This window comes from Rhizobium sp. TRM95796 (assembly GCF_025779995.1).
Lineage (GTDB): Bacteria > Pseudomonadota > Alphaproteobacteria > Rhizobiales > Rhizobiaceae > Rhizobium_E.
The window spans coordinates 47969-62732 of sequence record NZ_JAOXHE010000018.1; the positions used below are offsets into that span (position 1 = coordinate 47969).

Here is a 14764-nt window from a genome sequence, read left to right on the forward strand (position 1 = left end):
TGCTTCTTTGCCTAATTCGCCGAGTGGGGTTGCTGTCAGACGCCGACCGGCTTTAAGATGTGCGCCTGCCATGATTGGAGCGCACCACAATGAACAGCACTCTGCTAGATTGCGTGCGCCGTTTCGCTGACGCCCAGGCCGACGCATATGGCGTTGCGCGCACGCCGATCGCCGGGCTTTTCGCCATGCGGGCGACGTCGCCGAGCGAAATGCAGTATGCGATCTCCAAGCCTCTCGTGGCGCTCGTGCTTCAGGGCGGCAAGCGCGTGACGGCAGGCAACGCGACCTTCGATTTCGGCGCCGGAGACTCCCTGTTGATTGCCGCCGACGTCCCCAATGTCAGCCAGATCACGCAGGCCACCGTCGGCGTTCCCTATTATTCGCTGGTTTTCGATATCGATCCGGCGGTGACGCAATCGCTCGTGGTGGACATCGGCATCGCCCAGGCGGAAGCCGGCGTTCCCATCCGTGTCGATCCGACCGAAGCGGAAGTCGCCGATACCGCATTGCGGCTGATGCGCCTTGTTGATCGCCCGGCGTCGATCCCGGTCCTGCAACGCCAGCTGATCCGCGAACTGCATTATTGGCTGCTGACGGGGCGCCACGGCGCCGGCATTCGGGCGCTGGGCCTAACCGACAGCCATGCCAGCCGGATCGGGCGCGCCGTCGCGCTCATCAGACGCGACTATTCTCAGAGCCTGTCGGTGGATAGGTTGGCCGAAGTCGCCGGTATGAGCCTTTCTTCCTTCCACCACCATTTTCGCGCGGTCACATCGCTGTCCCCCCTGCAGTTTCAGAAGCAGTTGCGCCTGATCGAGGCGAGACGGATCATGATGTCCGAAGGAGCGCCGATCAGCAACGCGGCTTATGCGGTTGGCTACGAGAGCATTCCCCAGTTCACGCGCGAATATGGTCGCTTGTTCGGGACATCACCCGCACGGGATGTGCGGCAGAGTTTCGGCAAGGTTCACGTCGCGGCATGAAACGGTCGATGTGACGAGGGTCGACGCTCCTGGTTATCTGGATGCGATACGGAGTGACATGGTCTTCAGTCGCACCGCTCAACGGTTGCTCGCATCCCTGCGAAAGCGCGCCGGGGTCAGACCCGTCCACTTTCGGAACGCGCTGTGAAAGGCGCTTGGTTCGGAAAATCCGAGGGCGGTTGCGAGATCGGCGATGCCGGTGTTCCCGTCCATAAGAGCCTCCGTCGCCAATGACCGCCGGATATCGTCCTTGATCGAGCAATAGGTCTGGCCTTCGAGCTGCAATCTGCGGCGCAAAGTCGGCGCCGACGGCCGGCGCGCCGCAACGAAAATCCACCCAGCGGATCGGCAGCCGACGGCGGACAAGCCAGCAATTGACGCCATGCACGATGATCCAGAACGTCCGGTAGGCAAAGGCGGAGCGGACGGATCCGGCATCCTTCAGCACGATCTGCGCCAGTCCATCCTCCACGACCAACTCGCCATGCGGATCGGCTCTCACCGCCTCGTGTCCCTGTTCGTGGCCGCCCTCCATCGCATTCGCCCACGCCACGTCCTCGTCGAGGGCTTCCAGCACGCCATCGATGTCGCGAGCGTTGAAGCGGATGTAAATCTCGTCGATGATCCTGTTGTCGTCTTCGTTCATGTCTTGGTCTCCGCTAGACAGCGATGGATGATGTCAGGCGCACAGCGGCTCGACATCAAAATGCATATGTGCATATGTAAATTTGGTCAAGCAGCATTGGGGACCAGATATGGATGAAAAAGTACTCCGGACGCCCGGCCATCTCGTCAGCCTTGCGGCCCGCGCTTTCGCCCGCCTCAGCGAGGAGCGGCTCGGGCCTCTGGGTTTCGGGGTGGGTCATCTCCCTGTCCTCGTCGCGCTCGGAAACGGCGTCGCGAATACGCAGCGCGACCTCGCTCGTTTCGCTAGAGTAGAGCAGCCGCCGATGGCGCAGATGCTGGCGCGGATGGAGCGCGACGGACTGATCACGAGGACCCGCGATCCCCGAGACGGGCGCAGCAGCCGGATCGATCTGACGCCTGCGGCTCGGGAGCGGCTGCCGCAAGCCTCCGCGACGCTCTTCCAGGGCAACCGAGACGCCATGGAAGGCTTTTCGGACGAAGATGAGCGACGGTTGGTAGAGCTTCTCGACCGGCTGATCGTCAATCTGAATCGCCTCTCGGGCGCTGTAGTCGCGGCGGCTGCCGGTGAGACGGACGAGACCTGAGCGCTGCGCTCCACAGCGGCGGCTAGAGCAGAGCCGAATGCACAGATCAGGCTGGAAGACCGGCGAAAATACCGGCAAAACGTTTGCTTGTGAAACAACCTATCGATATGTTCTCAAAGAGGAATTTTACGGCGTAGAAATCGGCGAAACATGATTACATCTGCGAGCATGGAACCGCTGCTTCCGGACAGCAGCAAAGAGTTGGAAGACGTCGCCATCGAACTCACCTCGGCGGCCAGTCGATTCGCGGCGCGGCTGCAGCCGATTATGCGGGCGTCGGTCGGCGATCTCGTGCGGTCGATGAACTGTTACTACTCGAATCTCATCGAGGGACACAATACGCTTCCCATCGACATCGACCGTGCGATGGCCGGCGACTATGCCCAGGAACCGGAGAAGCGGAACCTTCAGCTCGAGGCGCGCGCCCATATCGAAGTCCAGCAGCTGATAGACAACGGTGAAATGCCTTTCCCTGTTTTGTCGCTCGACGGCATCTGCTGGATACATGGGGAATTCTGCCGGCGGCTGCCCGATGAACTGCTCATCATGCGCAATCCGGACAGCGGTGAAACAATCAGAATGCTTCCCGGCCAGCTGAGAACGCTTTACGTGAAGGTCGGAGAGCATATTGCGCCGGAGCCGGATATGATCCGGCCGCTGATCGACAGGTTCGTCGACGCTTATTCATCCAAGATGCTGTCAAAGTTGCAGAAAATCATCGGGGTTGGGGCGTCTCATCATCGCCTTGCCTGGATTCATCCGTTTTTCGACGGCAACGGCCGTGTCACGCGGCTGGTTTCGCATGCGCTCCTTCGAGATCTCGGGATCGGTTCGGAGCTCTGGTCGGTGTCTCGGGGCCTTGCAAGGAATGTCTCGGATTACAAGCGTCTGCTTGCCCAGGCCGATCAACCGCGACGGGGAGATCTCGATGGACGGGGAAACCTGACGCAAGCCGGCCTGGCTGAATTCACCACCTTCTTTCTGAGGTGTTGCCTGGATCAGGTCACCTTCATGGAGAGCCTTCTGAGGCCGGACGAGTTGTTGAATCGCATCGAGGTGTGGTGCGCCGAAGAGGTTCAGATGCAGCGGCTCCCGAAAGGCAGCTGGCCTTTGCTGCGGGAAGCCGTTCTCGCCGGGGAGTTCCCGCGTTCGCAGGCGCCGTCTTTGACGGGATATCAAGAACGGCAAGCCCGCACGGTCCTTTCCGGTCTCCTGGAGCGTGGTGTGCTGACGTCGCCCAGTCCCAAGGGGAAAGTCCGTCTCGGTTTCCCGGTCGACATCATAGAGCGATGGCTTCCGCGTCTCTATCCGGCGATCCGGTAATCTGTCTCAACTGAGAGACGCTTCCGCTGGCGGAGAAACGCTTCATCGGATTTTCGGCGCCTACGAGGTCCTGTCATCCGACGAAACGAAAACCGCTACGTCAGCGGCGATACTGTATCCTCCCATCGATAACCTGTGAGAATAGAATAGCCGGATCTTATTATTGGACGGACTGTTCCTCGGGTTTCATAGTGTCGGCGTCGGGTCAAGATGTCGCTCCTCCCAAGCGCCCCCTCAATCCGTCGCCGAACAAAAATGGGGAACAACAATGTTCAAAACACTGACTTGCCTGCCGATGTTTGCCGCGCTCGCCGTGATGTCCATGGGCGGCCAGAGCGCCGCGCAAAGTTTCGATACCTCCACGATCGAGGTGGAGGATTCTCTGGCGGCCCGGTTGCCGGAGAAGATCAAGGCCGCCGGCGTCCTGACGATCGGCTCCGACACCGCCTATGCGCCATGGGAGTTCCTGAGCGAGAAGGACGGCCAGACGCCCGAGGGCATCGATGTCGATATCGCGAACGCCATCGGAAAGAAGCTCGGCGTCAAGATCGAGTTTCAGACATCCGCTTTTGAAGCCATCCTGCCGGCACTCGGCTCCAAATTCGATCTTGGCGTTTCGGCGTTTTCGATCACCACCGAACGCATGAAAGCCGTCAATTTCGTCAGTTACGCCGATACGGGCAGCATGTGGGCCGTCAAAGCGGGCAATCCGGCCAAGTTCGATCCGGGCGACCTCTGCGGCCGCAAGATCGCAGTTCAGTCGGGCAGCTATCACGAAAAAGCGGTGATCTCCGAAAGCGATCTCTGCAAGTCGGCCGGCAAGGCCGAAATCGAGATCCTGCCCTTCTCGAAGCAGCCCGAAGCACTGACCCGCGTCGCCGCCGGGGGCGCTGACGCGACCGTTTCGGGCGAAGCCGGCATCGGTTACGCCGCGAAGCAGTCGAACGGCGCCTTCGAGACCATGAAGCCGAACGGCGGCGCATTGAGCAAACATGGTCCGAACGGCATCGCCGTCGCCAAGTCGGACATGGCGCTGACCGAACTGATTGCCGACACGATCAATTCTCTCATCGCCGACGGCACCTACAAGGCGCTGCTCGACACCTGGGGCGTCGGTTCTGTGATCGTCGACAAGGCTCTCGTCAACCCAGAAGTCAAGATCTGAACCAATGGGCTCCACCGTGGACACTACCGGGACCGGCTTTCAGCCGGTTCCATCCCCAAAGGCGGCGATCATGCGCAACGTCGTCGTCCCGCGCCGCCATCCGGGCCGTTGGCTCGCCGTCGCCATTCTGGCAATTCTGGCGCTGCAGATCGTTCAGGCCGTCTCAGCCAATCCCAATTTCCACTGGGACGTCTACCTGACCTATCTTTTTGCCCCGCAAGTCATTCGCGGGGTCGGCTGGACGCTGCTTCTGACGGTCGTCGCAATGACGGTGGCCATCTTGGTCGCAGCTCTGCTCGTCATCATGCGGGACGGCGACAATCCCATTCTACGCGGCATCGCCTATGCCTGGGTATGGTTCTTCCGGGGCACTCCCATCTATACGCAGTTGCTGTTCTGGGGGTTGTTCGCGGTGCTTTTTCCCAGTTTGAGCCTCGCGATCCCTTTCGGGCCCGACATCGTCAGCGTCGAGACCAAATATATCGTCACGCCGGCCATGGCCGCGATCCTCGGCCTCGGATTCAACGAGTCGGCGTATCTGACCGAAATTTTTCGGGCCGGATTCAATTCTCTCGATCGCGGCCAGGCCGAAGCGGCGCAAGCGCTCGGCATGAAACCCGCCAAGATCTGGTGGCGGATCCTCATGCCTCAAGCGATGCGGGTGATCATTCCGCCGACGGGAAACGAAACCATCGGCATGCTGAAGATGACCTCTCTGGTCCTCGCCGTGCCCTTCACCCTGGACCTGACCTTCGCGACCAATGCGATTTCAAATCGCCTCTATCTGCCGATCCCGCTGCTGCTGGTCGCCGGCACCTGGTATCTCGCCATCACCAGCCTGCTGATGGTCGGCCAGCATTTCCTCGAACGCCATTTCGGCAAGGGCGTTTCCGTTCACCCGACACGGGCGGAGTAGGCCATGAACGCACAAGTTTCCGAGTTTTGCGTCGAGATGCAGAACATTCACAAATTCTACGGCCCCGTTCACGCCCTGCAGGGGGTGGATCTGCGCGTGCGACGCGGCGAGGTCTGCGTGGCCATCGGCCCGTCCGGCTCCGGAAAATCGACGCTGCTTCGATGCATCAATCAGTTGGAGAGCATTTCGGCCGGCCGCGTCTTCCTCAAGGGTCAATTGCAGGGTTTCACCGAGCGGGAGGGTCGTTTTCATCCGCTTGCGCCGGGACAGATCGCGGCGCAACGGCGGCTGACAGGCATGGTGTTCCAGCGCTTCCACCTGTTTCCGCACATGACCGCGCGGGAAAACGTCATGGAGGGCCCCCGGCACGTCAAGGGCTGGTCGAGGGAGCAATCGCGCCGAAAGGCCGACGACCTGCTTCGGCGCGTCGGGCTCGACGGCTTTGGAAACCGCTATCCGGCGCAGCTGTCCGGCGGCCAGCAGCAACGCGTCGCCATCGCCCGCGCGCTGGCGATGGAGCCGGAGGTGATGTTGTTCGACGAACCGACCTCGGCGCTCGATCCCGAGCTTGTCGGCGAGGTCCTCGATGTCATCAAGGATCTGGCGTTGAGCGGCATCACGATGGTCGTCGTCACGCATGAAATCGGCTTCGCCCGGGAAGTGGGAAACCATCTCGTCTTCATGGATCAGGGCCAGATCGTCGAGGAAGGACATCCGCGCACCATGCTCGCCAATCCACAAAATCCGCGCACGGCCGCGTTTCTGTCCAAGGTGCTTTGAGGCGGGCATGCGCATGAACACGGCAAAGCGCTCAGATCGCGCGACGCAGCACCCGGATGAAGTCTTCCAGAATTGTGGATGGAAGGCGATTGGGCGGCGTGATGAGAAGCGTCCGGAAATGAAGCGCCGGCTCGAAGGGCCGAAGCGACAATCCGTGTCCGTCATACGGTTCGGCCGTCAGCGGGTTGACGAGGCCGACGCCGATGCCAGCCGCCACCATCGCGCAGATCGTCGTCGAATAGGGCGTCTCCATCACCGTGCGAACGGCGACGCCTTCCTTTGCGAAGGCGATCTCGGCTTCGCGACGGGTCGTGTCCTCGGGCGCGAGCGCGATGAAGGGCTGTCCGGCGAGATCGGCAGGACGAACGACATCGAGGGCTTCGAGCGGATGTCCCTTGGGCAGCGCGATCGCCACGCGAAACCGGGCGAATTCTTCGACTTCGACGCCGGTTCTGTCGATCTCGTCGGCAACGATTCCGAGATCGAACTGGCCGGACGCCACGAGGTCGCGCACGTTCGAAGACATGCGCGCCTGGAATGTGACGGCGACGTTCGGGTTGGCGGCCATGAAGTCATGAAGCGCGCGCGGCAGGACATTCGTCGACAAGGCGGACAGGCAGGCGATCCTGATTTCCCCGGAACCGTAGTCGCGAATTCGGGCCGCCGCGCCGCGAAGGTGGGACAGGCCGAGAAAGGCCTGCTCGACCTCCCGAAAAAACAATTGGCCCTCTTGGGTCGGTTGCAGCCGTCCCTTGATCCGCTTGAACAGGTCGAAACCCAGAGAGCGCTCCAACTCCTGGATCATCTTGCTGATGGCGGGTTGGGAGACATGCAGCACTTCGGCGGCGCGCGCTGTGGTACCATTCGTCATCACTACTCTGAAGACTTCCACCTGCCTCAGGTTCACGGGCGGGCTCCTCTCACATCAATAACTTCAATGAATAGCAGTAGCGCGAAACTTGCATTTTCGGAATTAATTTCCGTGAGTGCGTCGCGTTTGTTTCGAAAGGCCTTTCCATGAGCGATCTCACCCAATGCGTCCTCACGCCCGAAGTGCCGACGGAGGGATTCGCGCCGCTCGGCGCGGGCGTTCATCGCGCCTCGACGATCGTCTTCAAAGACGCCGCCGCCTATGCGTCCCGGGGCGAGCGTGGTCGTGAAGGCTATTCCTATGGCCTCTACGGCACGCCGACGACGCGCACGCTGGAGGCCAAGCTGACGCGCCTCGAGGGTGGCGCATGGACATTTCTTACGCCATCGGGTCAGGCGGCCAACGCACTGGCGGTTCTTCCTTTCCTGGCGGCCGGCGATCACATTCTGATCGCCGACACCGCCTATCCGCCGATGCGCGACCTGGCTGAAACCGATCTGCATCGTCTCGGTGTGGAGGTCGACTTCTTCGATCCGCGGTCTCCAGACGACGTCGCATCCAAGATGCGGAAATCGACGCGGATCGTCTGGTGCGAAAGTCCCGGATCGACCACGATGGAAATCAGCGATTTGCCGCGCATCGCCGCGATCGCCCATGCGGAGGGCGCGCTGGTCGGCGTCGACAACACCTGGGCGACACCCCTCAATTTCAAGCCGCTCGATCACGGCGCCGATATCGTCACGGAAGCGCTCACCAAGTTCGTATCGGGGCATTCCGATGTGCTGATGGGCTCCATCACCGTGCGGGACGAGTCCCTGATCAAGCCGATCCGTTCGTTGATCGGTCGAATGGGCATCGGCGTTTCGCCGGATGACGCCTCGCTCGTGCTGCGCGGCTTCGAAACGCTCGGCGTACGCCTTCGCCATTCCGAGCGGGTTGCCCTCGATTTCGCGCGCAGGATCGAAGGTCATCCTCTGGTGAAGGCGGTCCTTCATCCCGCTTTGGCCTCGTTTTCCGATCACGCGCTGTGGCGGCGGGATTTTCTGGGTTCGAGCGGCGTGTTCAGCATTGTTTTCACGGAGGAAGCGTCCACTCAGGTCGCCGCGTCACTCGACGCGCTGAAGATCTTCGCCATCGGCGCCTCCTGGGGCGGCACGCGGAGTCTCGCGGCGCCGATGTCGATCAAGGGATTTCGCAGCGCCACCGCTTGGAATGGCCCAGATGTCATCCTGCGCCTGAGCATCGGGCTGGAGGATGAAAAGGAGCTCTGGGAAGACGTGGAGCGTTTCCTCGGCTTCCTCGAGACCAGGGCAAACGCCGCCGCAAGCGATGCTTCGCAGAGGACGACGCGCCATGGATGACTTTGCAAGCGTAAATTCAGGGAACATGCACGTGAAGACCACGCCAAAGACGGAAGACGTGCTGAAGCATATCGACGACACGTTCGACATCGCTCTCGGCAAGCTGCTCGAGTTGATTTCAATTCCGTCGATCTCCAGCGACTCTTCGGGCGCGGAGGGCATCGCTCAGGCTGCGGAATGGCTGAAACGCGAGCTCTCGTCCATGGAGCTCATGGCGGATGTCGTCAGCACGAAGGGGCACCCGGTCGTTCTCGGCCGCTCGGCCATGGCGCCGAACGACAGAAAACCGCGCCTGCTGTTCTACGGACATTACGACGTCCAGCCCATAGGCGATATCGGCCAGTGGAAACACCCTCCCTTCGAGCCGGCTGTCATCGAGGAGGATGGCGTCCATAGATTTTATGGACGCGGCGCCTCCGACAGCAAGAGCCAGCTCTGGACCTTCATCGAAGCCTTGCGGGCGTGGAAAACCGTGCATGGCGAATTTCCAGCCGAGGTCATCGTCCTGCTCGAGGGCGAGGAGGAATGCGGATCGCCGAGCCTGCCGGACTTCATCGAGGCGCACCGGAACGACCTGGCCTGTGATGTCGCCTTCATCTGCGACGCCGAGATGTGGTCGGCGACGCAACCTGCCATCACGACCCAGCTCAAGGGTCTGGTCCACGAGCGCATCACCATTTCCGCGCCGAATCCGGATCTTCATTCGGGACATTTCGGCGCCGTCGCGGCCAATCCGATCCGGATCCTGAGCGGCATTCTGGCAAGCCTGCATGACGACGCGGGGCGGGTCGCCATCGACGGATTCTATGACGGGGTGCGCGAGATTCCGGACGCGGTGCGCCGGCAGTGGCGTGAGCTCTCGGGGCAAACCGAATTGTTCGGCGATGTCGATCTTTCGGGCGGCGTCACGGAAGAGGGATTTTCGGCGATCGAAGCGATGTGGGCCCGTCCGACGGTGGACATCAACGGGGTTACCGGGGGCAATCAGGGGCCGGGCGAACGGTCGGTCCTGCCGGGCTCGGCGACCGCGCGGCTGTCCTTCCGCCTGGTGGCCGGACAAGCGCCGGAGACGATCCGCCGGCGCTTTCGCAGTCACGTCGAACGCTTGCTTCCGAAAGGGTGCCGCGTCGAATTCGAAGGACATGGCGGCAGTTCCGCGGTCGTGCTGTCTCAGGAGAGCCCCTATCTGAAGGCGGCGGCCCGGGGGCTCGAAAAAGAATGGCGAACACCCGTCATTCTTCGCGGCACGGGCGGCGCCATCCCTCTGGTCGAACAGTTAGGCGACGCCTTGCAGACGGAATGCGTGGTCATCGGGTTCATTCTGCCGAGCGACGCCATCCATGCGCCCGACGAGCGCTACGACAGCGAGCGGCTTCGTCGGGGCGCCAGAAGCTGGATCCGGATCTTCGAGGATATCCAGATGCAGGCGCAAAGCCAGGCTTAGGGGTTCCGGCGCCGGACCGGACCAGCGACGTCGGTCGCGAGACTCTTCGGAGACGCGCCGGTCTCGTCCGTCGCGGAACATGCGAGCGGCAGCGGCGCGCCCCATGTGGGCGCCGATGTCGAAGGAGGCTTGCTGGCTTTCGGTTCTGCCGCCGCAACTGGCATCCCTCTCATGTTTTTCGGCTTGTTCCGGCCTGCATGAGCCATGATCTCATTCCACGCCTTGCTTGGTTGATTGAGCGCGATCGGCGCGCTGTTCGGCCGGCCCACGGGTGGACATGAGATTATGCGCGGTGTTGACGATGCCGAGATGCGAAAAGGCCTGCGGAAAATTGCCGAGCTGTCTTCGGCTCCGCGGGTCATATTGCTCCGCCAGCAATCCCAGATCGTTGCGAAGGCCGAGCAGTTTCTCGAATATGGCCGACGCTTCCTCGATGCGCCCCATCATCGTCAAGGCGTCCGCGAGCCAGAAGCTGCAGACTAGGAACGTGCCCTCCCTGCCGCGCAACCCGTCTTCGGCATGCTCGGTGCGGTAGCGCAGAACAAGGCCGTCCTCGATCAGTTCCGTCTGAATGGCGTCCACCGTCGACACGATCCGCGGGTCATCCGGAGGCAGGAAGCCGGTCAGAGGCATCAGCAGCAGCGAGGCGTCGAGCACATCGGAGCCGAAGCTCTGCACGAACGCCTTCTTCGCTTCACTCCAGCCGTTGGAGAGGATTTCCGTTCTGAGAGCATCCCGCTCGACTTTCCAGTCGTGAGCGGGGCCGTCGAGGCCGAAGTCTTCGACGCCTCTTATGCCGCGATCGAACGCGACCCAGGCCATCAGCTTGGAATGGGTGAAGTGACGCGCCGGGCCCCTGACTTCCCAGATGCCCTGATCGGGAAGTCGCCATTTATTCCTGAGGTCGTTGAGCAGCGCGCGCTGAAACGCCCAGGCTTCGCTGGATGGCCGCAAGCGGTATTTGCGTCCGGCATGCAGAGCATCGATCAGCTCACCATAGACGTCGATCTGGAGCTGTCCATGAGCGCCGTTGCCGATGCGCACCGGTCGGGATCCTTCATAGCCGGGCAACCAGGCGAGCTCTATCTCGGTCAGCCGGCGTTCACCGGCCAGACCATACATGATCTGCACTTGGGCAGGGTGGCCGGCGGTGGCTCTCAGCATCCATTCGCGCCACGCCTCGGCTTCCTCGAGATAGCCGGAATTGAGAAAGGCGTAGAGCGTCAGCGTCGCATCGCGGATCCAGCAATAACGATAGTCCCAATTGCGTTCGCCGCCGATCTCCTCGGGAAGCGACGTGGTGGCCGCCGCGACGATGCCGCCGGTCGGCGCGAAGGTCAGCGCTTTGAGCGTGATGAGCGATCGCTGTACGGCCTCGTGCCACTTTGTCGGTTCGGCGATGCCGGGATCGTATCGACCGGACCACTCACGCCACCAGGCTTCGGTCTCCTGCAGGCGTTGCTGTGGATCGAGGTCGCGTTCGCCTATTCGGTGAGATGGATGCCAGGCGAGGACGAAGGCGAGCGAATCGCCCGCTTCGACCGGAAATTCGGCCACCGAACTCATGTCTTCGCCGACGAGTTTGACGGGCGAATGCAACTCCACCGCATCCGGTCCCGCCACCGCCCGCAGGCCGAAGTCGGTCTTCTGAACCCAGGGTACGGTGCTGCCGTAACCGAAGCGCAGGGTGAAATCGCAGCGCATCGTCAGTCGTCCGCGATTGCCGCGGACGATGCGCACGAGATTGACATGTTCCTCGTCCCGCGACAGCGGCATGAAATCGATGATCGTGACCGATCCCTCTTCCGTCTCGAAGGTCGTTTCGAGAATCGGCGTGCCGGGGCGGTAGGCGCGCGTGACCACGGCGGTTTGATCTACCGGCGCGATGCGCCAAGCCCCGTTTTCGGCCGTGCCGAGCAGGGCGGCGAAACAGGCGTCGGAATCAAAACGCGGCAGGCACAGCCAGTCGATCGAGCCGTCCCTGGCCACCAGGGCGCAGGACAGCATGTTGCCGATCAGGCCATAGTCTTCAATCGGCTTGCTCATGGTCACCCCTCGCCTCGAAAGCCGGGATAGAGCGTCATTCCGCCATCGACGAACATCGTCGAGCCCGTCATGTAGTCGGAAAAGTCAGAGGCGAGAAATAGGACGGCGTTGGCGATATCGGCGGGTTCTCCGATACGGCCATAGGGGATGAGGTCGAGCAACTTTTTTTCCGCCTCGGGCGTCTCCCAAGCCTCCCGATTGATCGGCGTCCGGATGGCGCCCGGCGCGACGGCGTTCACCCGGATGCGATCTCCCGCCACTTCCTGGGCGAGCGACTTCATCAGGAGAGAAATTCCGCCTTTGGATGCGGCGTAATTGGTTTCGAACGCCCAAGGGATACGTTGGTGGACCGAACTCATGCAGATGATCTTTCCCAAGGCTGCGGATATTTCCGGTTGAAGGCCGCGCCTGCGAAACTCGCGGACAGCCGACCTCGCGCACAGGAACTGGCCATCGAGATTGACGTCCATGACCTTTCGCCATTGCGACAGCGTCATGTCCCTGAAGGGCGCGCCGGATTGGATCCCCGCATTGTTGATGAGGATGTGCATGGTTCCATACCGTTCGACGACGCTTGCGAACATTCGCTCGACATCCGCCTCATCCGAGACATCGGCGGCCACGACCATCGCCGAGCCTCCGGTCGCGTCGATCTCCGCGGCGATGGACGCGGCGACATCCTGCGAGCTTTGCAGGCAATTTATGGCGACATGCGCCCCGGCCTCACCAAGCGCAAGCGCACAAGCGTGCCCTATGCCCGAACTCGCGCCCGTGACGATGGCGACCTGGCCTCGCAGGCCGAGAAAATCTCGTGTTGCAGCCGTTTCAGCAGCGATCATATTCAAATTCCTTTGCTATATCCGTACGGGCGGCGGCCATGGTCGTCGGCAAGCTTGGAGGCGGTAGTCATCACCCGCCTGCCGACCTGGGGGGTGCGAATGTGGCGAGGAAACCGATTACGGTGATGAGGCCGGCATATTCGTTGGCGGGCTCGGAGGCTTCCGGGATCATCGCCGGGATCGCGCCCGCCGCGAGCGCGGTGACGGCGCCAATCAGGTCGAAGCCTGCGCCGGCAAGGGCGATATTGCCCGCGAGAGCCGCAACGCCCGATGCGATCACCCCCCAGACCTCGGGGAAGAGGGGTAAGAAAAGGGATGGCTGGGCCGAGAAGAAGACGAGCCGATCCTCCGACCAGGCCCCAATATGCCGCCTCCAGCCACATGCGATTGCCTTTCAGTCATATAGCGACTGAATAGCCGAGCGCGCGGAAAGGTTCCGGGTGAACAAAAGCCATTAAGGGCCATCACCCCGCCTGTCGATGACGCATGGCGAAGCGCTTCTGCTTCGCAAGCGCGCATTTTCGCATCATCCCCAAATCCCCGGCTTGTCAGAACAATCTCGGCGATTGCGCGAAGCGCGATCTGCATGTGAGAACCCGACAGTGGACGGTCGACTGCATCGTCGAACTTGCCAGAGTGTGGGAGGGTCTCCTGTTGACATGTCGCGTTCATACGGGTCCACGCGCCGCGATCGCCGAGAAGCTGGTAGTCGCCGGCTTCAGTTCTTGAAACGCCTGTCATTTTGGTAGAAGAGACGGCAAATATCGGAGACGCAGGACGTGGCGAGTCATCATTCCGAAATGCAGATCACGCGAAGCGCCGGAAACTCCCAGACGATCGGTGATCTCGAGTATTTCGACCATATAAAGAAGATAAATGACGTGTTTTATGATCAGATCAAGCTATCCGATCAAAAGGCGGCCTATATCTTCACGTTCATGATGGCGCTTCTGGTCACGTCGAAGGACGTGAAGGCGGCCTTTACCGCAGCTCATTATATCGATAGCGATGTCGTCACCATCATCGCTTCGGCGTGTCTCGCGATATCCTCGACGCTGACGATGTTGTTCGCCGTCTTCGCGGTGGCGCCGCGTCACGTCCCGAAATCGACCTCGCTCTTCTGGGGCAATTGGACCTCGCAGCGGGAGGATTTCCGGCGGGCCGCTCAGGAGCGAAACGTAGGTTACCTGTTCGAGCAATATCTTGCGAACGCGGACGTGTTGTCGACAATCGCCCGGACAAAGTTCCGTTTCGTGAAATTCGCCTTCCTGGGCATGATGGCGACGGTGCTATCTTACGTCTTCGCCCTGATCATATTCTGATCGCCAGGACTTGCTTCTCGACGATGGCTGGAGACAGCTGGCTATTGAGCCGGAGCGCGCGCGCCCGATCATGGAAGGTTGGCCCGGCGCATCCATGGTCCTCTTTTCGATCACGCACTATCATTGCGACTATCGCAATAAACTCGAAACTATTGCCACAATTGTGCGTGGGCTTCTCTTGCCGCAGTATCAAGCTGTCAGACGAACACAGCATTGCCTGACGTTACGCCCTTCGAGATCGCGGTGAGCAAGATGACCGACCACTACAGTTCCATGACACGGCGCACCATGTTGCTGGCCACCGGCGCCGCCGCAACCGTCGCATTTTCACCCGTATTCACATTCGCAGCCGACGCTGCGTCCAATACAACCTCCACCAAAGGAAACAGAACGATGGCTTATGTAACCACCAAGGACGGCGTTGACATTTTCTACAAGGATTGGGGTCCGAAGGACGCGCAGCCGATCGTCTTCCATCACGG

Annotated in this window: 13 protein-coding genes and 2 pseudogenes; 10 read left to right on the top strand and 5 right to left on the bottom strand. The window is 61.3% G+C overall.

The genetic code is table 11. From position 1 onward, the window contains the following. Positions 1-89 precede the first annotated feature (89 nt). Entirely contained in the window at positions 90-983 is an 894-nt protein-coding gene (locus OCK01_RS25425) for an AraC family transcriptional regulator (protein ID WP_263826386.1), read from the top strand. A gap of 78 nt (positions 984-1061) precedes the next feature. Here the strand turns inward: OCK01_RS25425 and OCK01_RS25430 are convergent. Then, a pseudogene (locus tag OCK01_RS25430) lies at positions 1062-1485 on the bottom strand (helix-turn-helix domain-containing protein); the annotation flags it as partial. Positions 1486-1738: 253 nt separating this feature from the next. Between OCK01_RS25430 and OCK01_RS25435 the strand changes: the two are divergent. The 5 genes from OCK01_RS25435 to OCK01_RS25455 all read left to right on the top strand — a co-directional run bounded on the left by OCK01_RS25435 (position 1739) and on the right by OCK01_RS25455 (position 6399). Further along, complete coding sequence (locus OCK01_RS25435) at positions 1739-2215, top strand: MarR family winged helix-turn-helix transcriptional regulator (protein WP_263826387.1); 477 nt, start codon at positions 1739-1741, stop codon at positions 2213-2215. A gap of 168 nt (positions 2216-2383) precedes the next feature. Next, the gene (locus tag OCK01_RS25440; protein WP_263826388.1) at positions 2384-3538 is read left to right on the top strand and encodes a Fic family protein; all 1155 of its coding nucleotides are present in this window, start codon (positions 2384-2386) and stop codon (positions 3536-3538) included. Between the two features lie 268 nt (positions 3539-3806). Further along, entirely contained in the window at positions 3807-4703 is an 897-nt protein-coding gene (locus tag OCK01_RS25445; RefSeq protein WP_263826389.1) for an ABC transporter substrate-binding protein, read from the top strand. A 70-nt stretch (positions 4704-4773) separates the two neighbouring features. Then, complete coding sequence (locus tag OCK01_RS25450) at positions 4774-5619, top strand: amino acid ABC transporter permease (protein ID WP_182829995.1); 846 nt, start codon at positions 4774-4776, stop codon at positions 5617-5619. A 3-nt stretch (positions 5620-5622) separates the two neighbouring features. Further along, positions 5623-6399, top strand: coding sequence for an amino acid ABC transporter ATP-binding protein (locus OCK01_RS25455; protein WP_263826390.1), 777 nt, complete (start codon positions 5623-5625; stop codon positions 6397-6399). Between the two features lie 31 nt (positions 6400-6430). Here the strand turns inward: OCK01_RS25455 and OCK01_RS25460 are convergent, their stop codons facing one another. Next, a complete protein-coding gene (locus OCK01_RS25460) occupies positions 6431-7306 on the bottom strand; it encodes a LysR substrate-binding domain-containing protein (protein ID WP_263826391.1) in 876 nt (291 codons plus the stop codon). A gap of 110 nt (positions 7307-7416) precedes the next feature. Between OCK01_RS25460 and OCK01_RS25465 the strand changes: the two genes are divergently transcribed. Then, entirely contained in the window at positions 7417-8631 is a 1215-nt protein-coding gene (locus OCK01_RS25465) for a trans-sulfuration enzyme family protein (RefSeq protein ID WP_263826392.1), read from the top strand. Between the two features lie 31 nt (positions 8632-8662). Next, positions 8663-10075, top strand: coding sequence for a M20/M25/M40 family metallo-hydrolase (locus OCK01_RS25470; RefSeq protein ID WP_263826393.1), 1413 nt, complete (start codon positions 8663-8665; stop codon positions 10073-10075). A 210-nt stretch (positions 10076-10285) separates the two neighbouring features. On the opposite strand, the gene OCK01_RS25475 is transcribed toward OCK01_RS25470, so the two are convergent. From OCK01_RS25475 to OCK01_RS25485, 3 genes are all read right to left on the bottom strand, one after another. Continuing rightward, positions 10286-12121, bottom strand: a complete 1836-nt coding sequence (locus tag OCK01_RS25475; RefSeq protein WP_263826394.1) for a glycoside hydrolase family 15 protein — start codon at positions 12119-12121, stop codon at positions 10286-10288. 2 nt (positions 12122-12123) lie between these two features. Next, positions 12124-12960, bottom strand: coding sequence for an SDR family oxidoreductase (locus tag OCK01_RS25480; RefSeq protein ID WP_263826395.1), 837 nt, complete (start codon positions 12958-12960; stop codon positions 12124-12126). 70 nt (positions 12961-13030) lie between these two features. Beyond that, entirely contained in the window at positions 13031-13240 is a 210-nt protein-coding gene (locus OCK01_RS25485) for a hypothetical protein (RefSeq protein WP_263826396.1), read from the bottom strand. Between the two features lie 499 nt (positions 13241-13739). On the opposite strand from OCK01_RS25485, the gene OCK01_RS25490 reads away from it, so the two are divergent. Beyond that, a complete protein-coding gene (locus tag OCK01_RS25490; protein WP_318530262.1) occupies positions 13740-14282 on the top strand; it encodes a Pycsar system effector family protein in 543 nt (180 codons plus the stop codon). A 252-nt stretch (positions 14283-14534) separates the two neighbouring features. Beyond that, positions 14535-14764 (top strand): annotated as a pseudogene (locus OCK01_RS25495) (alpha/beta hydrolase); the annotation flags it as partial.

What these genes read in the sequence shown, in the direction of transcription:
- OCK01_RS25455 (WP_263826390.1), top strand. Translation starts at nt 5,623, where the DNA reads ATGAACGCACAAGTTTCCGAGTTTTGCGTCGAGATGCAGAACATTCAC.
- OCK01_RS25435 (WP_263826387.1), top strand. Translation starts at nt 1,739, where the DNA reads ATGGATGAAAAAGTACTCCGGACGCCCGGCCATCTCGTCAGCCTTGCG.
- OCK01_RS25450 (WP_182829995.1), top strand. Translation starts at nt 4,774, where the DNA reads ATGCGCAACGTCGTCGTCCCGCGCCGCCATCCGGGCCGTTGGCTCGCC.
- OCK01_RS25465 (WP_263826392.1), top strand. Translation starts at nt 7,417, where the DNA reads ATGAGCGATCTCACCCAATGCGTCCTCACGCCCGAAGTGCCGACGGAG.
- OCK01_RS25445 (WP_263826389.1), top strand. Translation starts at nt 3,807, where the DNA reads ATGTTCAAAACACTGACTTGCCTGCCGATGTTTGCCGCGCTCGCCGTG.
- OCK01_RS25480 (WP_263826395.1), bottom strand. Translation starts at nt 12,960, where the DNA reads ATGATCGCTGCTGAAACGGCTGCAACACGAGATTTTCTCGGCCTGCGA.
- OCK01_RS25440 (WP_263826388.1), top strand. Translation starts at nt 2,384, where the DNA reads ATGGAACCGCTGCTTCCGGACAGCAGCAAAGAGTTGGAAGACGTCGCC.
- OCK01_RS25475 (WP_263826394.1), bottom strand. Translation starts at nt 12,121, where the DNA reads ATGAGCAAGCCGATTGAAGACTATGGCCTGATCGGCAACATGCTGTCC.
- OCK01_RS25425 (WP_263826386.1), top strand. Translation starts at nt 90, where the DNA reads ATGAACAGCACTCTGCTAGATTGCGTGCGCCGTTTCGCTGACGCCCAG.